At 68.6% G+C, this 25,745-nt stretch carries 27 protein-coding genes and 1 other RNA gene; 15 read left to right on the top strand and 13 right to left on the bottom strand.

The genetic code is table 11. The features are described 5' to 3' along the window. Positions 1-20 precede the first annotated feature (20 nt). Entirely contained in the window at positions 21-992 is a 972-nt protein-coding gene (locus tag ACWEH3_RS22600; RefSeq protein WP_450024034.1) for an SMP-30/gluconolactonase/LRE family protein, read from the bottom strand. Positions 993-1,188: 196 nt separating this feature from the next. On the opposite strand from ACWEH3_RS22600, the gene recQ reads away from it, so the two are divergent. From recQ to ACWEH3_RS22575, 5 genes are all read left to right on the top strand, one after another. Continuing rightward, positions 1,189-3,063: a DNA helicase RecQ gene (recQ, locus tag ACWEH3_RS22595; protein WP_452358382.1), complete on the top strand. Its 1,875-nt coding sequence runs from the start codon at positions 1,189-1,191 to the stop codon at positions 3,061-3,063. 76 nt (positions 3,064-3,139) lie between these two features. Continuing rightward, positions 3,140-4,219, top strand: a complete 1,080-nt coding sequence (locus ACWEH3_RS22590) for a metallophosphoesterase (RefSeq protein WP_450024038.1) — start codon at positions 3,140-3,142, stop codon at positions 4,217-4,219. Positions 4,220-4,286: 67 nt separating this feature from the next. Further along, positions 4,287-4,529, top strand: a complete 243-nt coding sequence (locus ACWEH3_RS22585) for a hypothetical protein (protein ID WP_356960909.1) — start codon at positions 4,287-4,289, stop codon at positions 4,527-4,529. Positions 4,530-4,585: 56 nt separating this feature from the next. Next, positions 4,586-5,059 (top strand): SsrA-binding protein SmpB, encoded by a 474-nt coding sequence (gene smpB / locus ACWEH3_RS22580; RefSeq protein WP_174186417.1) that lies wholly within the window; start codon positions 4,586-4,588, stop codon positions 5,057-5,059. Next, the gene (locus tag ACWEH3_RS22575; protein ID WP_450024041.1) at positions 5,056-5,919 is read left to right on the top strand and encodes an EamA family transporter; all 864 of its coding nucleotides are present in this window, start codon (positions 5,056-5,058) and stop codon (positions 5,917-5,919) included. Before smpB ends, ACWEH3_RS22575 begins: the two co-directional genes overlap by 4 nt. A 142-nt stretch (positions 5,920-6,061) precedes the next feature. Here ACWEH3_RS22575 and ACWEH3_RS22570 read toward each other — a convergent pair whose 3' ends face one another. Further along, complete coding sequence (locus ACWEH3_RS22570; RefSeq protein ID WP_450024043.1) at positions 6,062-7,321, bottom strand: ABC transporter substrate-binding protein; 1,260 nt, start codon at positions 7,319-7,321, stop codon at positions 6,062-6,064. Positions 7,322-7,371: 50 nt separating this feature from the next. Continuing rightward, on the bottom strand, positions 7,372-8,685 hold the full coding sequence (locus ACWEH3_RS22565) for an ABC transporter substrate-binding protein (protein ID WP_450024045.1): 1,314 nt from the start codon (positions 8,683-8,685) through the stop codon (positions 7,372-7,374). A 331-nt stretch (positions 8,686-9,016) separates the two neighbouring features. On the opposite strand from ACWEH3_RS22565, the gene ssrA reads away from it, so the two are divergent. Both ssrA and ACWEH3_RS22555 read left to right on the top strand, forming a co-directional pair. Next, positions 9,017-9,387, top strand: a transfer-messenger RNA (tmRNA) gene (gene ssrA, locus ACWEH3_RS22560). A gap of 562 nt (positions 9,388-9,949) precedes the next feature. Further along, positions 9,950-10,840 (top strand): phosphotransferase, encoded by an 891-nt coding sequence (locus tag ACWEH3_RS22555; protein ID WP_450024866.1) that lies wholly within the window; start codon positions 9,950-9,952, stop codon positions 10,838-10,840. A gap of 168 nt (positions 10,841-11,008) precedes the next feature. Here ACWEH3_RS22555 and ACWEH3_RS22550 read toward each other — a convergent pair whose 3' ends face one another. Continuing rightward, the gene (locus ACWEH3_RS22550) at positions 11,009-11,761 is read right to left on the bottom strand and encodes an SDR family oxidoreductase (protein WP_450024864.1); all 753 of its coding nucleotides are present in this window, start codon (positions 11,759-11,761) and stop codon (positions 11,009-11,011) included. Positions 11,762-11,862: 101 nt separating this feature from the next. Between ACWEH3_RS22550 and ACWEH3_RS22545 the strand changes: the two genes are divergently transcribed. Then, complete coding sequence (locus ACWEH3_RS22545; protein ID WP_450024862.1) at positions 11,863-12,750, top strand: helix-turn-helix transcriptional regulator; 888 nt, start codon at positions 11,863-11,865, stop codon at positions 12,748-12,750. Between the two features lie 13 nt (positions 12,751-12,763). Here ACWEH3_RS22545 and ACWEH3_RS22540 read toward each other — a convergent pair whose 3' ends face one another. Further along, entirely contained in the window at positions 12,764-13,669 is a 906-nt protein-coding gene (locus ACWEH3_RS22540; protein WP_450024860.1) for an EamA family transporter, read from the bottom strand. 206 nt (positions 13,670-13,875) lie between these two features. Here ACWEH3_RS22540 and ACWEH3_RS22535 point away from each other — a divergent pair, with 206 nt between their 5' ends. Then, positions 13,876-14,274: a hypothetical protein gene (locus ACWEH3_RS22535; RefSeq protein WP_355077854.1), complete on the top strand. Its 399-nt coding sequence runs from the start codon at positions 13,876-13,878 to the stop codon at positions 14,272-14,274. A 73-nt stretch (positions 14,275-14,347) separates the two neighbouring features. Then, a complete protein-coding gene (locus ACWEH3_RS22530; RefSeq protein ID WP_450024858.1) occupies positions 14,348-15,253 on the top strand; it encodes a universal stress protein in 906 nt (301 codons plus the stop codon). 3 nt (positions 15,254-15,256) lie between these two features. Here the strand turns inward: ACWEH3_RS22530 and ACWEH3_RS22525 are convergent, their stop codons facing one another. Then, positions 15,257-15,712: a hypothetical protein gene (locus ACWEH3_RS22525; protein WP_450024856.1), complete on the bottom strand. Its 456-nt coding sequence runs from the start codon at positions 15,710-15,712 to the stop codon at positions 15,257-15,259. A 154-nt stretch (positions 15,713-15,866) separates the two neighbouring features. Between ACWEH3_RS22525 and ACWEH3_RS22520 the strand changes: the two genes are divergently transcribed. Both ACWEH3_RS22520 and ACWEH3_RS22515 read left to right on the top strand, forming a co-directional pair. After that, entirely contained in the window at positions 15,867-16,814 is a 948-nt protein-coding gene (locus ACWEH3_RS22520) for a GlxA family transcriptional regulator (protein ID WP_450024854.1), read from the top strand. 66 nt (positions 16,815-16,880) lie between these two features. After that, positions 16,881-17,495, top strand: coding sequence for a dihydrofolate reductase family protein (locus ACWEH3_RS22515; protein WP_450024852.1), 615 nt, complete (start codon positions 16,881-16,883; stop codon positions 17,493-17,495). 93 nt (positions 17,496-17,588) lie between these two features. On the opposite strand, the gene ACWEH3_RS22510 is transcribed toward ACWEH3_RS22515, so the two are convergent. Both ACWEH3_RS22510 and ACWEH3_RS22505 read right to left on the bottom strand, forming a co-directional pair. Continuing rightward, positions 17,589-18,515 (bottom strand): hypothetical protein, encoded by a 927-nt coding sequence (locus tag ACWEH3_RS22510; protein ID WP_450024850.1) that lies wholly within the window; start codon positions 18,513-18,515, stop codon positions 17,589-17,591. 185 nt (positions 18,516-18,700) lie between these two features. Beyond that, positions 18,701-19,102, bottom strand: a complete 402-nt coding sequence (locus ACWEH3_RS22505) for an ester cyclase (protein WP_450024848.1) — start codon at positions 19,100-19,102, stop codon at positions 18,701-18,703. 99 nt (positions 19,103-19,201) lie between these two features. On the opposite strand from ACWEH3_RS22505, the gene ACWEH3_RS22500 reads away from it, so the two are divergent. Then, entirely contained in the window at positions 19,202-19,597 is a 396-nt protein-coding gene (locus ACWEH3_RS22500; protein WP_450024846.1) for a hypothetical protein, read from the top strand. On the opposite strand, the gene ACWEH3_RS22495 is transcribed toward ACWEH3_RS22500, so the two are convergent. The 4 genes from ACWEH3_RS22495 to ACWEH3_RS22480 form a co-directional block, all read right to left on the bottom strand. Continuing rightward, positions 19,578-20,126, bottom strand: a complete 549-nt coding sequence (locus ACWEH3_RS22495) for a thioredoxin family protein (RefSeq protein ID WP_355077846.1) — start codon at positions 20,124-20,126, stop codon at positions 19,578-19,580. The two genes, ACWEH3_RS22500 and ACWEH3_RS22495, sit on opposite strands and share 20 nt — an antisense overlap. 105 nt (positions 20,127-20,231) lie before the next feature. Next, the gene (locus ACWEH3_RS22490) at positions 20,232-21,170 is read right to left on the bottom strand and encodes a threonine/serine dehydratase (RefSeq protein WP_450024843.1); all 939 of its coding nucleotides are present in this window, start codon (positions 21,168-21,170) and stop codon (positions 20,232-20,234) included. 23 nt (positions 21,171-21,193) lie between these two features. Continuing rightward, positions 21,194-22,588, bottom strand: a complete 1,395-nt coding sequence (locus ACWEH3_RS22485; protein WP_450024841.1) for a bifunctional lysylphosphatidylglycerol flippase/synthetase MprF — start codon at positions 22,586-22,588, stop codon at positions 21,194-21,196. A 208-nt stretch (positions 22,589-22,796) separates the two neighbouring features. Next, positions 22,797-23,072 (bottom strand): dienelactone hydrolase family protein, encoded by a 276-nt coding sequence (locus tag ACWEH3_RS22480; RefSeq protein ID WP_450024839.1) that lies wholly within the window; start codon positions 23,070-23,072, stop codon positions 22,797-22,799. 179 nt (positions 23,073-23,251) lie between these two features. On the opposite strand from ACWEH3_RS22480, the gene ACWEH3_RS22475 reads away from it, so the two are divergent. Then, entirely contained in the window at positions 23,252-23,746 is a 495-nt protein-coding gene (locus ACWEH3_RS22475) for a hypothetical protein (protein WP_450024837.1), read from the top strand. Positions 23,747-23,771: 25 nt separating this feature from the next. Here ACWEH3_RS22475 and ACWEH3_RS22470 read toward each other — a convergent pair whose 3' ends face one another. Continuing rightward, on the bottom strand, positions 23,772-24,941 hold the full coding sequence (locus tag ACWEH3_RS22470; protein WP_450024835.1) for an FAD-dependent monooxygenase: 1,170 nt from the start codon (positions 24,939-24,941) through the stop codon (positions 23,772-23,774). An 85-nt stretch (positions 24,942-25,026) separates the two neighbouring features. Between ACWEH3_RS22470 and ACWEH3_RS22465 the strand changes: the two genes are divergently transcribed. Then, entirely contained in the window at positions 25,027-25,728 is a 702-nt protein-coding gene (locus ACWEH3_RS22465; protein WP_450024833.1) for a TetR family transcriptional regulator, read from the top strand. The last annotated feature ends 17 nt before the right edge of the window (positions 25,729-25,745 follow it).

The following is a 25,745-nucleotide window of genomic DNA, read 5'->3' as shown; positions in this document are numbered from 1 at the left end:
GGCGCTCGCGATGTTCGGAGCTAACCGGCCCGCCACGGGGTCGCCGGCGTGAGGTCGATCCCGGCCGGAGGACGCAGGCGGCGCAGCGTGCCGTCCATGCTGGTGACGAACAGCGCCCAGGAGTCCCCATCACGGTCGATGCGCACCGACGTGGCGCCGTCCGGTGGGTTGCGCACCGGAGCGGGTTTGATCAGGCCCGTGACGATCGCGCACGTGGCGCCGGTCGCCGTATCCACCCGATAGACCGCGCCGAGTATGTGATCGGCCACGAAGAGCGCCCCCGCCTTGGTGGCTTCCATATCGTCGGGCAGAGCTACCAGATCCGGGATACCGGAGACAGTGGTGGGATGAGCCGGATCGTCCAGCCGGACGCGGAGGATCTGCAACGTCATGGTGTCGACGTAGACCGATTCGCCGTCCGCGGCCAGCGCGAGGCCGTTGGCGGGCGGCAGCACCGACCAATCCCGTTCGTACTCGCTGGTCGCCGGCCAGTAGCGGGAGATCCCGTTCGACCCGCCGAGGCCGATCGTGGTGAACAGCAGGCTGCCATCGGGCAGCAGCAGCAGGCCGTTGGGCCCGTTCAGCCCGGTGAGCAGAACCTGCACGGCGCCGGTCTCGGTGTCGTAGCGCTGGAGTGTGCCCGGCGGTTCGCTGAGCCCGTCCCCGGTGAGGAAGTAGACGTAGCGTCCGGCGACGCGCACGCCTGCCGGGCGGTACAGGTCCGTGACCAGCTTCTCCAATCGTCCGGCCCGGTCGACGTGCGCCAAGTAGCCGTCCATCAGACCGGTGACGTAGAAGCCGCCCCGCCCGTCGGAATCGAGATTCTCCAGGTTGCCGACCCCTTCGACCACGGTCGTGGTCTCCCAGCCGTCCGAGCACCTGGCGGGGAATGTCTCCGCCCGCGCCGTCGGTATCGCCGCGGTGACTCCGGCAGTCACCGCGACGGCGCTCAGTACCGCGGCGCACGCCCGAATCCCTATCCGTTTTGCCATGAGCGACAACATAACAGCGTCGGATCATCCGAGCAGGCCGGCGAACTTCGCTCGAGTGGAGAAAACGCGAGGTCGGCGCACTGTGACGGAAAGCGAGGGGCTCGGTTGTCCACATGTGGGCAACTCGGCGGCCCAACAGGGCGAACGCCGAACGGTGCGGGTACCGCCCCGCCCGTGCGCTCGTAGGATGGGCCGGGTGACTCCCCCCGATGATTTCGCTGCTGTAGCGACCGAAGCCGCGTCCGGATCGGACGCCGGATCCGTTGCGGCGCAAGAGGTTCTACGCCGAGTCTTCGGTTACGACAGCTTCCGCGGTGAGCAGCAGACGATCGTGCAGCGCGTGATCGACGGCGGCGACGCGCTCGTGCTCATGCCGACCGGCGGCGGCAAGTCGCTCTGCTATCAGATCCCCGCGCTGGTGCGCCCCGGCGTCGGTGTGGTGATCTCCCCGCTGATCGCCCTCATGCAGGACCAGGTGGACGCGCTCAGTGCGCTCGGCGTGCGCGCGGGATTCCTCAACTCCACCCAGTACCCCGACGAGCGCCGGACCGTCGAAGCGCAATTCGTCGCCGGCGAACTCGATCTGCTGTACCTGGCCCCGGAACGATTGCGCCTGGACTCCACCGCGCAGCTGCTCGATCGCGGCAAGGTCGCGCTGTTCGCCATCGACGAAGCGCACTGCGTCTCCCAGTGGGGTCACGACTTCCGGCCCGACTACCTGGGCCTTTCACTGCTGCACGAGCGCTGGCCGGACGTACCGCGGATCGCGCTGACCGCGACCGCCACCGAGAAGACCCGTGACGAGATCATCCAGCGCCTCGACCTCGGCGCCGCCCGCAGGTTCGTGTCCAGCTTCGACCGCCCCAATATCCAGTACCGGATCGAGCCGAAGAATCGTCCCGAGCGTCAGCTGCTGGAATTCATCCGCACCGAGCATGCCGGGGACGCGGGGATCGTCTACTGCCTGTCGCGCAACTCGGTGGAGAAGACCGCGGCGTTCCTCACCGAGAACGGCGTCACCGCCGTGCCCTACCACGCCGGCTTGGACAACCGCACCCGCGCGGAGAACCAGGCGCGATTCCTGCGCGAAGACGGGTTGGTCGTCGTGGCGACCATCGCCTTCGGGATGGGCATCGACAAGCCCGACGTGCGCTTCGTCGCCCATCTCGACCTGCCGAAGTCGGTCGAGGGCTACTACCAGGAGACCGGGCGCGCGGGCCGCGACGGGCTGCCTTCCACCGCATGGATGGTCTACGGCCTCAGCGACGTGGTGCAGCAGCGCAAATTGATCGACTCCTCCGAGGGCGACGCCGCGCACCGTCGCCAGCTCCAATTGCACCTGGACGCGATGCTCGCGCTGTGCGAGACGGTCGCCTGCCGGCGCACGCAGCTGCTCGCCTACTTCGGCGAGCCCGGTCTGCCTTGTGGCAACTGCGATACCTGCCTGTCGCCACCACAATCCTGGGACGGCACGGTGGCCGCGCAGAAGCTGCTGTCCACCGTGCTGCGGCTGAAGCGGGAACGCGGCCAGAGCTTCGGCGCGGGGCACATCGTGGACATCCTGCTCGGTAAGAAGAGTCCCAAAGTCCTGCAATACGACCACCACGAGCTGAAGGTCTTCGGGGTCGGCACCGACCTGCGCGACACGGAGTGGCGTGGCGTGGTGCGGCAACTGCTCGCGCACGGGCTGCTGGCCGTGCACGGCGACTACGGCGTGCTGACGCTCACCGAGGCCAGCAGTGAGGTGCTGTTCGACGGACGGCAGGTAGCGCTGCGCCGCGAGCCCGAACGCCAGGCCAAGCCCGCCCGGACCGCGAAGGCCGCCAAGGCGGCCTCCGTCGATCTGACGCCCACCGACCTGCCGCTGTTCGAGAAGTTGCGCGAATGGCGCGCGGCCACCGCGAAGGAACAGGGTGTTCCCGCCTACGTCGTCTTCCACGACGCCACGCTGCGCGAGATCGCGGCGCGCAAGCCCGCGAGCCTCGCCCAGCTCGGCGGCGTCAGCGGTGTCGGCGAGAACAAACTGGCGAAATACGGCGAACAGGTGCTCGAGGTGCTGGCCACCGGATGAGCCGCTACCGTCACGCGGGTCACCGCTGGGCGGGGACGGTTGCCGGGCAAGGCCGCCGAAAACTATGGAGGACAGCGTGAGCCGGAGCGACACGATCGGGCGCAGGGCGTTTCTGGCCGGTGCGGCCACCCTCGCGGCCGGGACCACGTTGGTCGGGCGCACGCCGGCTCATGCGGTACCCGTCGCCGAGGGTGTCACCAAGTTTCCCTTCCCGGACGAGCGCCGGGTGCGGGTGCTGGTGACCGGCGACGCGGGCACCGGCACCCGCACTCAGTGGGCGGTCGCCGACGCCATGCGCGCGCTGCACGGCCGCGAACCGGTCTCGCTGGCATTGGGCCTCGGCGACAACATCTACGAGCACGGGCCCGACGGCGCGGCCGACGTCCAGTTCGCCGACAAATTCGAAAATCCCAATGCAGGATTGGATTTCCCCTGGTTGATGGTGCTGGGCAACCACGACAACAGCTCGGTTCTCGGCGGTGACGGCGGCTGGCTGCTGCGCGGCAACGCCGAGGTGGAGTACCACGCGAACTCCCGGCGCTGGTGGATGCCGAGCCGCTACTACTCGGTGCGGATTCCGGAGCGCAACCCCGTCGTCGAGTTCTTCGTCCTCGACGTCAACCCGCTGGCGGCCTACGTGCCGCCGGTCTTCTCGCCGTACTGGGCAGTCGACGGCCAGTTCATGAACGAGCAGCGCGACTGGCTCGATCGCGCCCTCGCCGACTCGCCCGCCACCTGGAAGATCGCCTGCACCCACCACCCGTATCTGAACAACGGCCCGCACGGGGACGCGGGCCGCTACGAGGGCCTGTCGCTGGAGCCGATCAACGGCGTGCACGTGAAACGCTTCTTCGAAGACCACGTGATCGGACGGTGCCAGTTCATCCTGTCCGGGCACGACCACTCGCTGCAGGTGCTCGAACCCACGGCGGCGTCGAAGGGAACCAGGCAGGTCGTGTCCGGCGCGGCCGCGAAGACGGTCGGCGCGGAGCCGCGGCTCGCCGCGAGCGCGGGCCACGGTGCGCTGTACGAGAACTACCAGGAGCTGGGCTTCATGGTGCTCGAGCTCACCGAGGGCGGAGTCGACCTGGGCGTGCACACGGTCGACCCGGCGACCGGCGCGTCCGTCGAGGTGTTCCGGCGGCGTCTGGCCTGAGTTCCAACTATGTTGCGCCGTGCGAGAATTGCGGCGCGCCGCTCGCTCGGCGGCTACCGTTCTGGCTATGGCACCGGGTGATGGTTCCAGTGACGCGGGCGATGACATTTCCATCAGCTCGGTGGGGGGTGAGACGCCGGACACGCCGCCGTATGTACGCGGCCGGACCGATCCGGCGGTCGAGAACGTATGGCTGCGCCGCAGTCCGCCGCCGCCGCGCCCTGGCGTACCGCGGATGTCGACGGTGGCGCTGCTCGTCGCGTTCCTCGCCGTGCTCACGCTCTACGTCGTGCTGCATCAGGGCGGTTAGCGCGTCCGCGACCTGCGGGAATAATCCGGTTGCCGGGTCACTTAAAGTGGACCGTTATGAAGGAGAAGGGGCGCAAGGTCATCGCGACCAACCGCCGGGCGCGGCACAACTACACGATCCTGGACGTCTACGAGGCCGGGATCGCGCTGGTCGGCACCGAGGTGAAGAGCCTGCGTGAGGGCAAGGCTTCACTGGTGGACGCTTTCGCGACGGTGGACAACGGCGAGGTGTGGCTGCGTGGGCTGCACATCCCCGAGTTCAGCCACGGCACCTGGACGAACCACGCGCCGCGCAGGGTGCGCAAGCTGCTGCTGCACAAGCGGGAGATCGAGCGGCTGGTCGGTAAGTCGCGGGAGGGCAACCAGACGCTGGTGCCGCTGTCGATGTATTTCTCCGACGGCAAGGTGAAGGTCGAGCTGGCGCTGGCCAAGGGCAAGCAGGACTACGACAAGCGGCAGGACCTGGCCCGGCGCACCGCCGAGCGAGAGGTCACCCGTGAACTCGGACGGCGGGTCAAAGGCATGAGGTGACCGCCGTCCTGCTCGCGCTGGCGGCCGCGGTGGGCTACGGCGTGAGCGATTTCTACGGCGGTGTGGCGTCGCGGCGGGTGACCGCGCTGCGTGTGGTCATCTATTCCTATCCGTTCTCGGTGCTGCTGGTCCTCGTAGCGCTCCCGCTCGTGCCCGGGAACCCGGACGCCGCGTCGTTGTGGTGGGGTGCTGCGGCGGGCCTTGCGAGCGGCGTCGCGGTGTGGTGGTTCTATGCCGCGCTGGCCGGCGGTCCGATGGCGGTCGTGTCACCGCTGACAGCGGTGCTGGTCGCCGGCATTCCGGTACTCGCCGGGCTGGCGACCGGCGAGCGTCCCGGCCCGCTCGCCTTCGCCGGCATCGTATTCGCACTGGTCGCCGTGCTCTTGGTGAGCCGGGAGTCGCCGGACGACGTGACCGAGGAGATCACCGGCGGCCGCGAACTACGGTTCACCCGCAAGGTCGCCGCGCTGACCATCGGGTCCGGCGCCGCGTACGGTCTTGCCTTCGTGTTCTTGCATGAGACCTCCGCGGACTCCGGACTGTGGCCCCTGGTCATGCAGCGGATCGCCGCCACCGCGGTGGTCTGGCTGACCGCGCTGGCCGCCACGGACTTCGGGCGGTTACGCGGCGAACCGCTGCGGCTGGCCTGCTATATCAGCGTGCTGGACGTGATCAGCAACGCGGCGCTGCTGTACGCCTTCCACGGATCGCTGTTGTCGCTGGTGAGCGTGATCGGCTCGCTGTATCCGGCGGTGACCGTGCTGCTGGCGATGGTTCTGCTCGGCGAACGGGTGCACCGGCAGCAGTTGATCGGTTTGATCCTCGCGCTGGCCGCGGTCGCGCTCATCGCCGCGGCCTGAAGGTCACGCGCCCGCTCGGACGTGGTGCGGGCCGGGCACTCGGTGACGGGTCCGCCGCCCGAGCGCCGAAGACGCGGCCCGAGTGCGCGAACCGAGCGCGCACCCGGGCCGGGGTGTAATCGACGCACGCCGATCGGGCGGATCACCGCGTGCACGGTTCGTGGATCGATATCCGCTTCAGCGTGGGACTGCGATAGTCGGCCACCACGGTGCGCGACCCCAGCGACGTGGACGGGTCGGGCACGTTGACCACCGCGCGCTGCGCCGCGACATCGGGTTCGTCACGTCCGTAGATCTGCGGCGCCGCCATTCCCTCGGAGTCGACCGCGAGCCCGGCAAGGGCCTTGCGCAGGGTCGGCCGGTTCATGCCGCCGGTCTCGGCGGCCTTGGTGAGCAGCGCCTTCAGCGGATATGAGATAGCCCAGCCCAGGTTGTAGCCGAAGTTCGTCGGTTCGCTCGGCGCGGCGTTCCTGGCGCGCTGGGCTCCGGTGCTCGCGCCGTCCCAGCCGTCGAACGGCGAGGTGTAGTTGTACAGCGCCGTGAGCGCGGGCGCGGCCGGTGTCTTGAGCAGCGCGCTGTTCCAGGTCGGGGTGGACCCGAGGAATCGGCCCGTGTAACCGGATTTCGCCAGCTTGCCGACGATTTCGGCGGTTTCGGCCGGGCCGGTGGCCAAGAGGACCACATCCGGCGGGTCGGCCAACAGTTCGGCGACCGGGTAGTCCTGTGTGCCGACTTCGGTGTTGGGTCCGGTGTCGATCCGCTCGGTGATCGTCGCGCCGTTGTCCAATGCCCACTTCAGCGCCCCGCTGGCGTAGTCGCCGCCGTAGTTGCCGCGGTAGGCGACCACGCCGAGCGTGCGTGGCTGATAGAAGTTCTGCGCGAACCAATCCAGGCCGAGCACGGCTTCCGTGCAGTACGAGAAACCGTCGTCCAGCACCAGATCGCGGTCGGTGTCGCGGTACTGCCAACCCGACCAGAGTGTGCCGGCCCCGGTCACCAGGTCCGCCTCGTCCATCTCGTGCAGCACGGCGAGCGTCTGCGCGGTCCCGAAACTCATCGCGAGCGCCAGTACATGCGGCGCAATGTTCTCGAATTCCGTGACGTGCCTGCGCGGATCGTAGGCCGTGTCGCGCGTGTAGGTGGTGATGTCGATCTCGTAGCCGCCGATGCCGCCCTGCTTGTTCACCTCGTTCCAGAACGCGACTTGCCCGTCCTGCAAGGACTTTCCGAGCGGAGCGAAGGGGCCGTTGTTCAGGTCGGACAGAACGCCGAGATAGATACAGCCCTTGTCACGCTGAATCGCGTGGGGGCAGGCTTCGCGGGTGACGCCGGGTGCGGCGGCGGGCGACGAGGCCGAACAGCCGCCGGTCAGGACGAGCCCGAGCGTGAGGGGAGCGGCCACGAGACGAAGTAGCCGACGAAAAGTATGAGGAAAAGGCATTTCTTGCTCGCTTACGGCTGCACGCAGGGCTCGTTGAGGGTGATGCGGTCCTGAGTCGGGCCGTGATAGTCGGTCGCCAGGGTCCTCGCGCCCAGCGGCGCGGTCTGATCAGGCGCTTCGATCACGGCGCGCTGCCGGGTGAGGTCCGGCTTGACCGCGCCGTAGGTGTGTTCGGGTATCGCGCCCTCGTAGTCGACACGCAGGCCGTGCACGGCTTGACGGACACCCTTGCGGGTCAGCTTGCCTTCGTTGACCGCCCGGGTGAGCAGCGCCTTCATCGGATAGGAGAACATCCAGCCCGCGCTGTAACCCCAGGTGGAGGGTTCTCGGGTCGCCGAGGCCCTGGCCTTCTTGGCGCCCGCGCTGGTTCCGTCCCAGCCGTCCAGCGGTGAGGTCATGTTGTAGCGAGCGGTGATCGCCGAGGCCGCAGGACTTTTCAACAGGCCGCCGTTCCACGTCGGGCCGGAGCCGAGGAACCTGCCAGGGAAGCCGGCCAGTGCCGCCTTGCCCATGATCTCGCCCGCTTCCGCGGGTCCCGTGGCGAGGAGCACGAGATCCGCTCTGGTGTTGAGGATCTTCGCGACCGCCGCGTCTTGGTTGCCGATCTGGGTGTTCGGCTCGGTGTCGATCTGCGCCACCAGGTCGACCCGATTGGCCGACGCCCATTTCTTGGCGCCGGTGGCGTAGTCGCCGCCGTAGTCGCCCTGGTAGCTGACAGTGGCGATCGAACTCGGCTTGGCTTCGTGCTCGGCGATCCAGTCCAGGGCGATGATCGCCTCGGAGCAGTAGGAGTAGCCGGACTCCAGCAGCAGACCCTTGTCGCTGTTCTCGAATTGCCAACCCGACCAGAGGGTTCCGGCAATGGCGACCATGTTCGCCGCGTCCATCTCGGGAAGTACCTTCTGCGTCTGCACCGTGCCCAAACTCATCGAGAGCGCGAGGACATGCGGCTCGATCCGCCGGTAGGCCTCGGCATGTTTCTGCAGATCGTAGTTCGTGTCCTCGGTGTACGTGGCGATGTCCACCTCGTACTTGCCGCCGATCCCGCCCGCTTCGTTCACCGCCTTCCAGAACGCCAACTGGCCGTTGTCGATGTCCTTGCCCAGCGCGGCGAACGGCCCACTCGTCAGATCGGACAGCACGCCGAGATAGATACACCCTTTGCGGGAGTCCACCGCGTTCGGACACGGGTCGGCGGTGACTCCGGGTTCGATGGCTCCGGTCGACTCGTCACGCAGGATGGAACATCCGGTCAGGACGAGCCCGGCGATGACGGTGAGGGCGGACAAGCGCAGCAACCTGTCCCGAATGGTGCGAAATGCCAAAGTGTTTCCTTAGTCTGAAATCGAGATCCGCTGCTCAGAGCCGATCGTACGGCCCGTGCAGTGTAAGTCGGGTTCGTCGTCGGACCTCGAGAATCGACTACCAGCATCCGGGAAGGGGGAGGCGAGGCGCTCGCCGGAGCGGGTGACTCGAGCTCCGGTCGCGGGGCGGTCGGCGCATGTGCTCGCGGCGCGCCCTCGTGGGCCGGCGTTCATCTCCGGGCCGCGTCCGTAGATCGCCTTCGGGTGTGGCGACCGCCACCGCCGGATATCGGGATGATCCGCGCCTTCTCCGGTGTTAACATGAACAGCCCGGCAAGATGCTGGGGCGTACGGGGCTGAACGGTTTCGACTGCGTACGTAGATTTAGGGGAAGCGTGTCGGTGCAGGCAAGAGACCACCGTAAGCGTCGTTGCAACCAATTAAGCGCCGATTCCAATCAGCGCGAGTACGCTCTCGCTGCCTGATCAGCAGAGCGTCTCTGTCGGCCCGGGGCATGCCCTCGGCTCCGGTGCCGGCATCAGCTAGAGGGCTAACCGTTCTACTCGGTCGCGGAGTAGGACGGGACATCGAACAGCGGCTGGGATCGTCATCCGGGCTTGTTCGCGGGACCCGGAGATCCGAGTAGAGACACAGCGAACTGCACACGGAGAAGCCCTGAAGACGCGGCGGAGGACCCGGGTTCGATTCCCGGCAGCTCCACGAGTGCGAGGCCCATGCTCATGGAGAGCATGGGCCTCGCTCGTTCCGCTGGGTTTTTTGTGGGGGTGCAACCCCACACCCCGCCCGGCGGGCTTCGCCCCCGGACCCCCACCTCGGCGGTTGCGTTGGGTGGGTCCGCGCGGGTTCTACTGCCTTCCGACCTCTGAGTTGGTTTCGTTCGGGTCGGTGTCCGGCGGTGCCGCTCCGTGCTCGCTGGAGGCCGCGCGTTCGGTGTCGCTCTTGTGATTGTTTCGCCACTGTGCGGCGCGTTCTCGCCTCCGCTACTTCGCGGTGCTCGCGCGTCGCGGCAGTTGGGCGGCGGCATCGTGCTGCGGGGGTCCGGGACCGTTTCCGGTGCATGGGCGGGATGTGGGAGGTGCCGAAGGGGGTAATTCGGGCGAATCGGTCGGATTCTGTTTGGTTGCTGAGCGCGGTGGAATCTCCAGGGTAATGTCCATTGACCAGGGAAAATGGGGTGTTTGCCCCCCGGTATCTGGATGGCTGCCATGAGGCTCGAGGTCGAGATGCGGTGCTACTCCCCCCGGGGTTGGTGCGGGGGGCCGACATGACCGCGGATGTCGCGGGCAACGGCATGCGGTCGATTCTGCGTGCCGCCTGTGTGAGCGTCGGTATCGATGCGAGCGACGCCGAGCCCGTGGGCGGCCAGGGGGTCTATCGGTTGCGCGACGGAATCGTCGTGCGGATCGGCGGGCGGGAACAGAAGCTGGCGACTTCGCGGGAAGTCGCCGTGTCTCGATGGCTGGAGACCTGTGGGGTGTCGGCGACGCGGGTCATCCCGGATATCCCGCAGCCGGTCGTGGTCGACGGACGGCCGGTGACTTTTTGGCAGGAGTTGCCGCCGCATCATTCCGGCGCACCCGGCGAGGTCGGCAAGGCGCTGGGAGAGTTGCATCGGCTGCCGCTGCCCGGTTTCGAGCTGCGCCGGATGGCGCCCCTGGCTCGGGTGGAGGAGGACATCGCCGTCGCCCAGACGGTGACCGAGGACGACCGGCGCTGGTTGTGCAAACATCTGGACGAGTTGCGCGGCCGCTGGAAGGCGCTGCCGCGGGGTCTGCCGTGGTCGGTGGTGCAGGGCGCGGGCTGGGGCGACGGCGTGGTGGTCGGCGACGACGGCGACGTGATCTTGGTCGGATTGGAACGAACTGTGATCGGGCCGCCGGAGTGGGATCTGGTGCACATGGCGATCGAGTGCTGGACCGCTCAAAAGATCACCGCAGCGGAGTACGCCGAGTTCTGTACCGGATACGGCCGGGATGTGATGCGGTGGGACGGCTTCTATCTGCTGCGCGACATTCAGGAGTTCCGGATGGCCTTGCAGTCGTTGCGAGCCGCCGCCGTCGACCCCAGCCATCAGCAGCTGGCGCTGCGCCGCCTCGCTTACATCCGCGGTGACGAGGGCATGCGACCGTGGCCCGAGTGGGCGGACACCGACTAGTCTGCCGCGACATCCCGGTGCGCCTGCCGGGTACGACAGTGCGTCGTCCGCAGCAATCGCGAGCGCGGTCAGGGCAGCTTCGTATAGCGGTGGGCCTCCTCGGGCCTGGCGCGGCTGCGGGGCACTATCGGTCATCCGCCAGGGCGGTAGCAGCGAACGCGTCGGCGATCAGCCCTGCTGGGTCGGGACGACGACGATCTCGGCGATGTTGACATGCCGGGGTACCTCGACGGCGTAGGCGATCGCGTCCGCGATATCGCCGGGTTCCAGGATCTCGATCGCCGTGCGCCATTGCGCCAGCCCGGAGCGCTGTTGCTCGTCCTGCATCCCGTCGCCGAGTTCGGTGCCGACGAAGCCCGGTTCGATGTTCTTGATCCGGACGCCGCGCGGCCCGAACTCGGCGCGCAGGTTGCGGGTCAGGTGTGCGACCGCCGCCTTGGTGGCGGTGTAGACGGCGTAGTTGGGGAAGACCGTGTGCCCGCCGATCGAGCCGACCAGCACCAGATCGGCGCGCTTGCCGTCGGTCGCGGCCGCGAGCAGGTCATCGATGAACGCTCGTCCGGTGTAGAGCAGCCCGGTGACGTTGGTGCCGACCATCTGGTCCCACTCGTCGGTGAGCGCGGACTCGAACGGCGCGGCGAGCATGACGCCCGCGTTCGCGACGACGAGGTCCACTGGCCCGAACGCCGCACGCACCGTGGCGGCGGCGTCGCGCACGGACTGCTGATCGCCGACGTCGGCGACGACCGCGAGGGCATCCGCGCCGAGTTCGGCGGCGAGTTCTTCGATGCGATCCTTGCGCCTGCCCAGCAGGGCGACCTTGGCGCCGCTGCGCGCGAGCCGCCGTGCGGTGGCGGCGCCGATTCCACTCGATGCTCCGGTGACGACCGCGACGCGGCCGGTGAGGTTGTTGTTCGTCATGTCCACTACCTTCCGGCCCTTCGCGTGCGCCTGACAGGCTGCGGACTTCCTGGTAGTCGCGGGGCCACCCAGGAGCGGCGCCCCTGACCTACGCTCGGTTCATGGACTCCGACAATCGACTGGGCGCCTTCCTGCGCGCGCGCCGCGAATTGGTGCGACCGGAGGATTTCGGGTTGCCGGGCGGCGGCCAGCGGCGGGTCGCCGGTTTGCGCCGGGAGGAGATCGCGCTGCTCGCCGGAGTGAGCGCCGACTATTACGTGCGACTGGAGCAAGGGCGCGACCGGCATCCTTCCGAACAGGTCATCGCGTCACTCGCGCGAGTGTTCGCGCTGGACGAGGAGGGCACGGCCCACCTGCGTGAACTGGCAAGGCCGACGGCCAGACGCCCGAGAGCCCCGCGGCGGCCCGAGCGTGTGGCGCCCGGCTTGCTGCGCCTGATGAACGCGTGGCCGCACACGCCGGCGCTGGTGCTGGGCAGGTACCTGGACGTCCTGGCGGCGAATCCCTTGGCCGCTGCCGTCAACTCGTGTTCGGTTCCGGGAGTGAATCAGGTGCGCATGGTCTTCCTCGATCCGGAGGCGCGCGACGTCTACCGGGATTGGCCGACCATCGCGGCCGACACCGTCGCCAGCCTGCGGGCGACCGCGGGCGCGGACCTGGACGACCCGCGATTGACCGAGCTGGTCGGCGAGTTGTCGCTGAAGAGCGAGGAGTTCCGGCAGCTGTGGGCCCGCCATGACGTCCGGGCGAAGACCGGGGGCGTCAAGGAATTTCGCAACCCCATGGTCGGGGACCTGACCTTGTCCTACGAGACGTTCAGCGTGAACGGCGCGCCGGGCCAGATACTCATCGCCTACCACGCGGAGCCGGGATCGCCCTCGGAGCGATCCCTGGCACTGCTCGGCAGTTTGATCGCCGACAACCCGGGGGCGGCAGATGACGAGCAGCGTCCCGCCGGTCAGCCGGACGTGACGCGGCAAACGCGCTGAGCGGCCCGAGCTGTCAATCCTTCGCTTCGGTCCGCGTCGCCCCCGCCGACGCGGCCACCACACACGCGACGCCCGCCCACTGTCCGAGATTCATGATCTGACCGAGGACGACCAAGCCCGCGATCGCCGCGACCGCGGGCTCCAGGCTCATCAGCACACCGAAGACACGGGGCGGGATCCGCCGCAGCGCTTCCAGCTCCACCGAATACGGAAGCACCGACGACAGCAACGCCACCGCGAATCCGGCGGCGAGCACGCCGGGCTGCAACAGCGCGGCGCCCGCGTCGACGACGCCGACCGGCAGCATGACCAGCCCGCCGAACGCCATGGCCAGTGCCAGACCGCCGCCGCCGCTGGTCTGTTCGCCGAGTGCGGCGCTCAGCAGGATGTAGCCGGCCCAGCACGCCGCCGCGGCCAGCGCGAACAGCACTCCGGCCCAGTTCACGTCGCCGTCGGCCCGGGTCAGCAGCAGCACTCCCGCCCCGGCGAGCATCGCCCACAGCGGGTCGATCCAGCGCCGCGAGCCGGCCAGCGCGACGCTCAGCGGTCCGAGGAACTCGATGGTCACCGCCATGCCGAGCGGAATCCGGTCGATCGCTTCGTAGAACGAGAGGTTCATCAGCGCGAGCACCGCGCCGTAGCCGAGGACGACCGGCAGCGCGCCGCGTGCCACCCGCAGCGACGAGCGCCAGATCACCAGCAGGACGATCCCGGCGAAGACCAGCCGCAGCGTGACCGCCCCGGCCGCTCCGGTCGCCGCGAACAGTTGCTTCGCCACCGCCGCGCCCACTTGCACGCTGACGATGCCCGCCAGCACCAGCGCCGTCGGCGGTACGCCACCGAGCCCCTGAGCGGCGACCGAACGCCGGACCGAGACCGGCCGCGCCCCGCGCGCCCTCCGCTCGAAGTCGATCGCCACCACGCCGCACCTCCGTCGTCTCGGGAAGACCTCCGGACACCCAACCACGCCGGGACGACACGACCGTCAGGCGGTGCGGGTCCCAGCGAGATTCCGCGGTTTGCCCCCGTCGAAGCCGTGGGGGAGTGAGTATCTAGTTATCGCGCCGGTGCGCGGCCGGCGTCCGTTCGACGAAGAGCGACTCACGACCGATAGGACCACTCCGCATGCGAAAAGGAGTTGCCGCGATAGCGGCGGCGATCGGAACCGGCGCGGCAGTCGCGCTGGCTTGCCCACCCCTGGCCGGAGCCACGGTGACCCAGGTGGGGATGTATCCCGGCATCAATTTCGGCTTGGCGACGAACTACGGCACAGGCTGCACCTACACCGCGCGAGCGACGGTGACCGACATCGTCACACCGGTGACGTTCTACGACAACGGCATACCGTTCGGCGTGGTCCGGCCGTCGGGCGGCGTCGCACTGATCGACTGGGTGCCCGCGACACCGGGGCCGCACACCGTCAGCGCGGTACAAGAGCCGTACGCACCGTATGTGGCGGGTATCGACCTGCGGGTCGGTGAGGGCGTCCACCTGGGGTACGCGTGCGTCGTCCTCGGCGGTTGACGGGTCCGCCGCGCCGGTAGTGTCGAAATCGGCGGTGCTGAGCTCGATCTTTTCGTCGGGAAAGGGAGTGAGCATGCGAAGCAACGGGCCGATCGTGGTCGGTGTGGACGGGTCCGCCGGATCGGCGGCGGCGGTCGCGTGGGGAGCGCAGGCGGCCGCGCAGCATCGGGCGCCACTGTGTCTGGTGCACGTGCTGGATCCGGTCGCCGACTACGGGCCCGGCGTCACCGAACCGCTCACCAGCACCGACTACGCCCGACTGGAGGGGCACGGTCGCTGGGTGCTGGACACCGCGACCGAGGAGGCGTTCATCGCGGTCCGGGCGTTGCACGACATCGAGATCACCACCGAGTTGGTGTCCGAGCCGGTCGGTCCGGCGCTGCTGGACCGTACCCGTGGAGCGCGGATGATGGTGGTCGGCACCCGGGAACGCGGGACCGTCCGGCGCGCTCTGCTCGGCTCGGTGAGCGCGGCGCTGGCCCGCCGGGCGCGCTGCCCGCTGGTCGTGGTCCGGGAGGGCGCGCCGCTCAGCCCGGAGGCCAGGAAGCAGCTGATCGTGGTCGGGGTGGACGGTACGGAGGTCAGTGAACCCGCTATCGAAGCGGCACTGCACGAGGCCTCGGCGCGGGATGTGCCTCTGCTGGCACTGCACGTGTGGACCGGTGTCGAATTGCCGTCGGCGAGTGCGGAGCTCGCGGCCGACACCGAAAAGCAGATCGTGCTCGCGGAGAGCCTCGCCGGATGGCAGGAGCGCTTTCCGGACGTCGAAATCCGCCGCGAGATCGTGACCGATCGGCCCGAGCGCTGTCTGCTCGAACGCTCCGAGCGAGCCCAGTTGCTCGTGGTCGGCAGCCGGGGCCGAGGCGGGTTCGCGGGCATGCTGCTCGGCTCGACCAGTCAGGCGCTGCTGCTGTCGGTGGCGTGCCCGATCATGATCGTCCGCGACCTGTCGATGATGGTCCGCCACCTGCCCGACTGAGCCTCACGCTCCGGTCGTCGAACCCGGCCGGACGATCATCAGAACGGTGACCGCCGCCCACAGCAGGTTGAACACCCCGGTGTCCATGGCGAGACGGCGGATCAGCGTCGGTGTCGTTCCGGTGAGGTCGGCCAGGATCTTCTGCTGTCCCGGCAGCACGAGCAGTGCGAGCACACCCGCCGCGGCGGCCGTCAACCCGATCGACACGATCAGCCATGCGTCGCTGAGCACGCCGAGACTCAGCGCGGTGAGCAGACCGAAGGCCGGGACGAGCACGCCGAGCAGTGCGTAGACCCGGCAGATGCGATGCAACGTGCCGAGGACGGCGGGGCTGTGCCCGGCTCCGGATGGGGTGAGGGCGCGGCGGGTGGTGGCGGGAAACATGCTGGCAGCCACCGTCACGGGTCCGACGGCGATGATCACGGCGAGCACGTGGACCGAGAGCAGGAACTTCGTCACGGCGGTCGACACTAGTGAGCGCGGCGCGTACGAGAAATTGGCGAAAGTGCCATATAGCGATTGATTCTCGCCAATAGCCTTGAACTGTGTACTCGTCCGCAGGGTGCACTAGATCGGCATTGGCTGAAATCGACCGAATAGCTACGCTATTGCCATGCACACCGTGGTCGTACTCGCGCTGGACGGAGTGATCTCGTTCGATCTGGCCACGCCCGTGGAGGTGTTCGGGCGGACCCGCCTGCCCGACGGACGCCCCGCCTATCGCGTGCTGGTCTGCGCGCCCACGCCGACGGTCGACGCGGGCGTGTTCACGCTGTGTGCGTCCCGGGGGCTCGACGCGCTGGCCGACGCCGACACGATCGTGCTGCCCGGCTGCGCCGATCCGGGTCTGCCGGTGCCGGACGAGGTGATCGACGCGCTACGCCGGGCCGCCGCCGCGGGCACCCGCATCGCGTCGATCTGTTCCGGCGCCTTCATCTTGGCGGCGACCGGATTGCTGAACGGCCGTCGCGCGACCACGCACTGGCTCGCCACCGCGGAACTGGCGGCCCGCTACCCGGAGATAGACGTGGACCCCGGCGTGCTGTACGTGGACAACGGTTCGTTGCTCACCTCGGCGGGCGCCGCGGCCGGAATCGATCTGTGCCTGCACATGGTCCGCCGCGACTACGGCTCGGCGGTGGCGGCGGACGCGGCCAGGAAATCCGTCGTGCCGCTGGAGCGGGAAGGGGGACAGGCGCAGTTCATCGTGCACGACCAGCCACCGACGCCGCGCGGCTCGGTGCTGGAGCCGGTGCTGCGGTGGATCCAGGACAACTCCGCGCGCGACCTCTCCCTCGACGAGATCGCCGTACAAGCCGGAATGAGCACCCGCACGCTCAACCGGCGGTTTCGCGAGCACACCGGAACGACGCCCCTGCAATGGCTGTTGCGCGCGCGCATCCGGCAGGCGCAGCATCTGCTCGAAGCCACCAGCCACCCGGTGGACCGGATCGCGGGCCAGGTCGGTTTCGGGTCGCCGACCGCGTTCCGCGACCGCTTCAAGCGCGTGGTCGGGACCAGCCCGCACAATTACCGGGCGGCCTTTCACGCCGACCGATGAGTTCTCGCGCGTCACCCCGTCGGATCAAGCGACCGAGTTCGCTACACCGATCCAGGAGCAACGCGCATGAGGAAAATCACCGCAGGCCTGTTCATCGCCCTCGACGGCGTCATCGAAGATCCGCAGGACTGGCACTTCCCGTATTTCGACGACGCCATGGGGGCGGCCGTCGACGCCCAACTCGGCGCCGCCGACACCCTGTTGCTCGGCCGTAGGACCTACGAGAGCTTCGCGGGCGCGTGGCCGGAGCGCGAAGCGGCGGGCGGCCCGGACGCGGCGTTCGGGAAGAAACTGGGTGATGCGCGCAAACTCGTGGTGACGCGGCAGAACCTCGAATTCACCTGGCGCAACTCCGAAGTGATCGACGGCGACCTGATCGAGGCGGTGACGGCATTGAAGGGCGAGCCGGGCGGGGACATCGGCATGAGCGGCTCGGTCTCGGTGGTCCGTCAGTTGCTGGCCGCCGGGCTGCTGGACGAGCTGCACCTGCTGGTGCATCCGATCGCGGTCGGCAAAGGCGAGCGCCTGTTCCAGGACGGCGCGCCCACTGTTCCGCTGCGCCTGCTGTCCTCGGAGACCTTCGACACCGGGGTGCTGCACCTGGTCTACACTCGCGACGAGGCCGCGCTCGCCGGAACGTACGAAGACGCGAAAGTACACCTGTCCCAAGGCGTTCGGTAAGCGTCAGCTCCGGTTGTCCGGATCGCGCAGGGGGTTGCTGCTGAGTTTCGATCCGGCGCTCGCCATTTCGGACTCGGACAGTTCTGGTGCGAACTATCTGGAGTGTCCGAGCGCTTTCGTGACGATGCCGCCGGTGACCGATTTGACGAGGTAGCTCGTGGAGTCGTGCGGTGACGCGCCGTTGTCGAAGTGCGGCTCGGTGACCGGAGCGACGGTGCCGCCGGGATACGGCGGAAAGAACGCACTGAGATCGAGGTGCGCCGCGACGAGATCGTCCTCGTCCACCAGGTTGTGCCAGTTCGTCACCGCCTTCGGCACGGTGCTCGGCTGCGGGCGCAGCCGGTCGTACACGACCGTGCGCAGGCCGAGTGGCGAGCCCATGGTCAGCAGGGTCACCGGGCGGTCGGTGCGGTGCAGCGCCTCGTAGGCCACCACGCTGCCGAGCGAGTGCGCGATCACCAGGCGCGTTTCTGGGCCGATCTGGTCGAGCACCTGCCGCTGGGCGTACTCCCGCACCTCGTCGTCGGTGAAGTACCGGGCGACCTGGGACAGCGCCGCTATGACGAATTTTTGTGCCAGCCCGAACCCGAACGGCGCGAACCAGCGCAAGCGCATCAGCGCGTTCAAAGCGGGCCGCAGCCTCGCGTTCGTCCCCTGCGCCACCGCGTCCGGCGGCGGGGGAGTGCCGAGCCGGCGGGCCGTCGCCCGATCGCGCTGGTCACCGGCGTGCTCCACGGCTGTCGCGAGCCACGTGGCCGCGAGTTGCTCCATCAGGTCGAGTTGCTCGTCGTCGAGCTCGGCCCCTGTGCCCTGGGCGCCTTCGACCAGGAACCGATTGCCGTAGAACGCCATGCGGGTCGACAAGTCACCGGGAGTACCGTTGCGCCACAATCGGTCCGCCAATTCGGGTGCGCCGTAGTTGCGTACGCCTCCGGCGAGTCCGGGCAACCAGCGCGCCTCCAGCGTGTCGGCCGATTCCTGTTCCTGCGCGATGCCGTGCACGAGGACGATCGTCGCCAACGTCCCACCCCTTTCGATCCCCGGTGTCGGGAACAGTGTCCCTCATCGGAGGCGAGATCGGCAGCGGTGGCTCATCGTCCGGAACGGTTCCGTGCGCGCATGGCTTTGCCCAGTGGGGCAATCGAATTGGCGAGCCCGAACAGCATCCGCTCGGCGATCGAATGTTGCGGGGGCAGGACGGCGAGTTAGCGGGCGAGTTCCAGCCCGTTGACGATCGCCGTGTTCGACTCGATCAGCCCCTCGCGCACGACGAATACGTCGGTGCCCAGCAGATCGAGGCGTCTTCCGTTGGGCGCCAAGCCGATCAGCGGCACGGTGCCGTCGAACCGTCCGCGCATGCGCCAGTGCACCACGGCACGCTCGTCTTGCGCCGTGACCGAGAGGATCTCCACCGTCAGGTTGGGGACCGCCGCGTGCACGTCGCGGAAGAAGGCCACGACCTCGCCAGGAGCGCGCAGATCGGCGACGCCGACGAACACGTCGATCGCACCCGGCCGCCAGCAGTCGGAGACGGTTTGCCAGTCCTGCTCGCCGATCGCCTCGACGTAACGACGCGCCACCGAGCCCGGGTCGCCTGAGTTGGTCAACGGAAATCCTTTCGTCGGGAAGCGGTGAGTGCGCACATCACGGCGCGTCCGGCAGTTGGCTGCGGCCGGACTGCTGGACGGACGGCCTGCCACGACGCGTTGGCCGGCGCAGTCGGCACTGCGCGCACTCGGGGCGGACGCTCGCCCGGAGGAACCAGTGGTGCGCGACGGGAGAACAGCCACGGCCCAGGAGTCTCCGCAGGCATCGATCTGGCACTGTGGCCGGCCGGGGACGTCTTCGGCGCGGAGCAGGCACAGATCGCTCAGTTGATCATCGAGTACGACCCGCAGCCGCCGTACGGTGCCGGTCACGTCGGCAAGTCCTCGCGCGCCGTGCGGCGGGCCGCCACCGCCCAGCAGGCCGGGACCGTGGTGGACCCGGGCGACCTCGGGGAATTCGCCAGGTTGTCGGCCGCCGTGCCGCAGCTGGCGTGGCGCAGCGCGATCCGTCGCGTGCGCGAACGCGGGAAGGTCTTCAGGCGTCCCGCCATTTGATCGAGCAACCCATGCTCGGCCGGTGTGGTTCGGGCGCGGGCTCACCCGCCAGCACGGCTTCGACGGCCGTGCGCAAGTCGTCTCCGGTCAGCGGTTTGCCGTTCCCGGGCGTCGATTCGTCGAATGCGCCGCGGTAGGCGAGTCGGAGGTCGGCGTCGTAGAGGAAGAAATCGGGAGTGCATGCGGCGCGGAAGGCCCGCCCTACGTGCTGCTCCTCGTCGACGAGATAGGGAAACGTCCAGCCCGCGCGGATCGCTTGGTCGCGCAGCCGCAGCGGGGCGTCGTCCGGGTAGGCGGTCGCGTCGTTGGTGCAGATGGCCACGGTCGGCATGGACGGCAGCGAGTCGACCAGTTCGCCGAGCGCGGCCTCGATGTGCTTGACGTAGGGGCAGTGATTGCACGCGAAGACGACCAGCAGACCGGGTCCGTCCGCGAAGTCGTCGCGGGAGTAGATCCGCTGGTCGAGATCGGGTAGAGCGAAGTCGGGTAGCGGTGTGCCGATGGGAACCATGTGTGAGGTATGCGCCATGGTGTGCCTTCCGTCGGGATCGCAGAGGACAGCGGGAGCCTAACCCCGTGTCGTCCGATTCGTCGGAAATACGCCGATGAACGGTCAGTCGGCGTGGCGGGCTTCTCAGCAGGTCAGATCGGCCGGATCGGTGTTCGCTCCGCACAGCACCACGCACACCCGCTCGCCGGGCCTGGGCCGGAACGCCGGCTCCGCGCCGCGTATCGCCGCCAGGGCGGTCGCCGCGGCGTGCTCGACGGCGAGGCGGCGCTGCGCCCACAGCTCGCGGCGCGCCGCCACAATCGCGTCGTCGTCGACCAGCACCGAGGCCACGTCGTAGCGCTGTGCGGCCGTCAGCGCCAGCTCCGAGGCACGCCGGGCGCCGAGCGAGTCGGCGGCGACCGAGTCGACCTCCACGTCCACGACCTGCTCGGCCTCGATCGCGGCGTGCAGCGCGCGGCAATGAACCGGTTCGACGGCGACGGTCCGGACACCGTAGTGATCGGCGGCGGTCGCCACACCCGCGAACAGCCCGCCGCCGCCGACGGCGACCACGACGGCGCCGAGATCGGGGATTCGCTGGTGGATCTCGGTCATGAGCGTGCCCGCACCGGCGGCGATCAGCGGGTTGTCGTATGCGTGGGAGAGCAGGGCGCCGGTGGCGTCGGCGAATTCGCGGCTGGCCGCGAGCGCGTCGGCGTATTGCGTCCCCACCAGGCGGACGTCGGCGCCATAGGAGGTCAACCGGTCCACTTTGACCCGCGGTGCGGTGGTCGGCAGGAACACCGTGGCGGGAATCCCCTGGCTGCGCGCTGCCCACGCGCACGCGAGTCCGGCGTTGCCGCCCGAGGCGATCGTCACGCCTACCCGAGGCAGCGTCCCGTTCTCGCGGTGCGTGAGCAAGAAGTTCAGCGCACCCCGGGCTTTGAAGCTGCCGGTGTGCTGCAGGAACTCCAATGCGAACCACAGCTCGCCCGTGTGGTCGGCCTGTGCCACGGCCACCGGTCTGACCAGCCCGGCCACCCGTTCGGCAGCGGCCTTCACGTCGCTGTGTGTCAGTTCCATCGAACTCCTCGGTACCGTGCCGCTCAGTACTCGCGGCGGTGCGGGGCGAACTCCAGGGTGAGCAGGGCGGCGGCGGCGATGACCACTTCGCGCCAGCGGATCAAGGCGTAGCGCTCATCCGACAGCGCGTGGAATTTCCGCAGGAAGCGGTAGAGCGATTCCAGCCGGATCAGTGGATCGGCGAGGTGCACCAGCACGTAGAGCAGCGTGGCCGTGCGCGATTTGTCCTTCTCGGCGAACAATTCCGGGAAGGGGGCGAAAGCCAGCGAGATACGGTGGATATCGTGCGCGACGGCGTAGTCGACCAGATCGACGATCATGCGTTCGTCCAGGCCGTTCGGTGCGTCCTTGCGCCGCCACGGCACATCGAGGCTCAGTTCCCGGCCCCGGTCCGAGATGCCGTAGCGCTGGAAGCCCACGGGATTGCCGTCGGCGTCGCTGGCGATGACCACCAGCATGTTGGGATTCCGCCCGTCGAGCAGGTGGTCCAGGATCATCGAGAAGCCACGGGTCTGCCTGCCGCGCCGCCATTCGTCGACGATGGCCAGCAGTTCCTCACGCCGTTGTTCGGTGAGGGCCGACTCGTACACCACCTCGGTGGTGACGCCGAAATTCTTGGTCCGGCTCACGGCTTGGCGCAGGTTGCGGAACTTGCGTCCGATCAGGTTGAACTCGTCCACATCGAGCACCACGTCGCGGCCGATCGGTACCGCGTGCAGCCCGCGATGCTCCAGCGCCCACACCTGCCACAGGTTCGCCAGTTCCGGGCTCGCGCCCAGCACGGCGACGCGCCAGCCCTGGTTGACCGCGAAGTCGGAGAACGCCGCGACCAGTTCGGGGAAGGCCGCGCGATTGCCGATCGGGTCGCCCGCCACGGCGGCGATGCCGAAGCGAGCGCGATAGCCGATCGCGGCGGTCGACGACGCGTTGAAGAAGTAGGTCTTCGACGAGTGCAAGGCGAACGGCGCCAGCGCATCGCCCTCGGTGCGGCCGACCAGCTCGGCCACTCGGTACAGCTGGTCGGGCTGCGGTTTGCTGGCTATCGGCAGCACCAGAACGAAGCCGGTGGCGGCCAGCAGCGCGAACCCGGCGTCGGGATGCTCGGCGCGGTAGGCCAGATGCGCGACGGCCAGCACCAGCACCGCGGCGGTGAGGTGCGGAAGCGTGATCGGCCTGCGCAGGTGCAGCCCTCGCGCGACGAAGACGCCCGACAGTGCGAGCGCGACGAACCAGCCGTGGTCGACGGTCTCGTTCGAGGTGGCGTTGGCCTCGTAGGCCAGGATCACCGCGATCAGCAGCGCCAGGGTGATCAGCGTGGCGCGCGCGGCGGGCGTGGTGGTGAAAGCGGCTTCCCGGTAGCCGCTGAGGGTGGTGGCGCGCAGTGTGCGCGAGCTGGAGGTTCCCTGACCGTCAGGCACGAGCGGGCTCCGCTCTGCCCGCGCGCCTCGCTACCCACGACAGGTTCGCCATGGTGGCCCTCCAGATGATCGCCTACCGAACACACTATGCGCACCCGACGGTCCAGGGGAAATGCCTTTCCGAAACCGTCGGGTAGCCCGGAGGCACGAACCGAGCTGACGCAGGGCACGTGCCGCCCCCAGGGGCAAACAGCGGATGAATCCCGTTCTATTCCTTCGCCAGGGCCGCTTCCAGCCGCGCGATTCGATCGGCTGGCATGGGCCCGTCCTGATCGGCATGAGCGACCAGCAGCTGCGCCGTGATGCCCGCCGCATGGTGGCGCGGGCTGTCCGGGCGGTCGTCGGCCGGATGGCCGCCGTGGAACTCGCCGCGGCCGCGATCCGGTCGCCGAGGGTCGCCGAGGGTCGCCGCCGTGCGCGACGCGAGCCGACCGCCCGTGCGGTAACCGACCGCGGCCACAGGTCTGGGCGTGACGAATTCCAAAATTAAACCCTATTTCTTTCTCCTGGGGCTGATTCGGGCGATTGCGGTCCAATTGCCGATTCCTCGGCGTGTATCCGCGATTTTCCCCTGCCGCGTTGTCATGCTCAGTGCCTGGCTGATCCGAACCAACCGCCTGACGAGTGGGCGCGACGAGAGGTCCGACTGTGAAACTGAGCTGGATGGCGATTGCCGCGCTGGTAGTCGCCGCTGTGTCCGGGTGTTCCGACGATCCTTCGGAGGGGGCGGCGGCGGCCTCGACGACCGTCGGCGCCGCCTCGAGCGCTCCGGCCACGACGGCCGGAGCGCGCGACGACGAGGCGGCGGACGGCGGGCTGCGGATTTTGCTGGGTGAAGTAAAGAAAGTTCCGGTGCCCGCCGATGCGGTGCTCGATATCCGGGCTCCCGCCGCGTGGGGTCAAGCCGTCGGCGGTATTCGCTGCACAGTCACCGATAGTTCCGGACGGAATGAAGATCTGCGCTCGTCGGACGCGAAGAAGACCGAGACGTTCGGCGGGACGGAATGGGTGACGGTGTGGACGTTCTCCTCCGCCCCGAACAGCGACGTCACCGTGGGTTGCCGGGACGCGGAGTCGAAGATCGCCGCCGCTCATCGTGATCCGTATCTGCGCGTCGTGCCGCGCGAGATCGTCCCGATCGCGCCGCCGCAGCGCTGATCCCACCGGCGCGGTGGCCGGCTGTTCAGGCGGCGGCGCGCACCTCGACCGGCCGGTAGACGCGGGACGCGAGGGACTGCAGCACCATCAGGCGGGTCAGTTGGTTGCGCAACCAGATGCGGCCGCCGGTGGCTGGAATCAACATGGAACTGCTCGCCCGCACCGAACGCTGTGCCCGCAGCACGGTCGGACGCAGGGCTTGCTCGTAGCGGTGGAAGGCGATGCGGTGGTCACCGCCCGCTGCGGCCAGCTCGGTCGCGAGCAGGTGTGCGCCCTCGATGGCCAGCGCCGCGCCCGCGCCCGACAGCAGCGTCGCGCAGTAACCGGCGTCGCCGACCAGCGCGACCCGCCCGTTCGACCAGGCCGGTATGCGGACCTGGCTCACCGCGTCGAAATAGAAGCCGTCGTCGGCGGTGGCCTGGTCGAGCAGGGTGGGCACCTGCCAGGCCTGGTCATCGAAATACTCGCGCAGCAGGGCTTTCTGGGCATCCTGGTCGCGGTGGTCGACCTCGAGCACGCGGTCCTCGCGGAAGGCGAAGAAGGCCGTCGCGGTGTCGTGGCTCCCCGAGCGGTAGACGCCCGCCACCTTCCCCGGCGTGTTGTAGAGCGTCACCGAGTGCGGACGTCCGAGTTCGGTGTCGATCCGCGCGGTGGCGAAGTACACGCCGAGGTGGTGGAGCGCGTCCGCCTCGGGTGCGACGACGAGATTCCTTGTCCGCGAATGCAATCCGTCGGCGCCGACAACCAAGTCGAATTCGGCCTGTGCGCCGCTGTCGAAGGTCACCTCGACGCCGCCCTCGTGCTGGTCGATCGCGGCGATCGAATCGCCGAAGGTGAACTCGACGTCGTCGGCGGTCGCCTCGTACAGCACCTGGGCCAGGTCGCCGCGCATGATCTCGAGGTCGCCGTCCCCGTTGAAGGTGCTGGTGCTCATGCCCGCGACGCGGCGGTCGGCGGCGTCGACGAAGGTCAGCTCGCGGATGTCGGTGGCTCGTTCGCGCAGCCGCGGCAGTACGCCCATGCGCTCCGCGATCCGCACCGAATTGGCGCGGATGTCGACGCCGTTGCCACCCGGGCGCAATGCCGGGCTGCGCTCGACCACCGTGGGCCGGAAGCCGTTGCGCACCAGCCAGTACGCGAGCGTCGGTCCGGCGATGCTCGCGCCGGAGATGAGAATGCGGGGTTCGTGGGCCATGAGTGCCTCCTGTATCGACTGACCGTTGGTCAGTCATGAATGTAAGACACTGACCATCGGTCAGTCAACGGGTAGGATCTGCACCGTGAGCGACGAGACGACCACCCGCGCGCGCATCCTCGAGGTGGCCATGGACCTGTTCGGGACGCATGGTTACCACCGCACGTCGGTGCGCGCGATCGCCGAGCAACTGGGCATCTCCAAGGCGGGCGTGCTGTACCACTACCCGAGCAAGTACGACATCCTCGCCGGTTTGGCCGAACCGTTGCTGGTCACCATGGAACGTGTCGTCGCCGAGGCGGCCGACCCGGATCCCTGCGAGGCGCGCCGTCGCGTGATCGAAGGGTTGCTCGACGTGTTCCTCACGCATCGCTATCTGCTCCGGCTCAATGTCCGGGACCTGGCATTGGCCGCTCCAGGAACCATTTTCGAGCGGTTCAGCAAGACCATGATGCAGGCGAACATCCTGGTGGCGGGCCCCAACGCCACCTTCGCGGAGCGCATTCGGGCCACCCAGGCGGTGGCGGGGCTCAGTGACCCGGTGGTGCTGTACGCCGAGGCTCCGGTCGAACAGTTGCGTGCCGAGGTGCTGGAAGGAGTGCGCCTGCTGTTGGCGCCTGCGGACCGGACGCCGCCCGCGTCCACGTCCAGGGGAAGGCCCGCGGCGATGACCGAGGAGCGGATCGAACTCGCCCGGCGGATGCGTGACACGGAGCGCCGCAGCGTCCCGGATATCGCCCGGGAGTTGGGTGTCTCGCGGGCCACACTGTACCGTTATCTCAAATAAAGAGTCTTATTGAGACG

It is taken from the genome of Nocardia sp. NPDC004718, assembly GCF_053601535.1.
The sequence above is the reverse complement of the archived record's forward strand: the minus strand, read 5'-3'. Positions and strand labels throughout refer to the sequence as shown.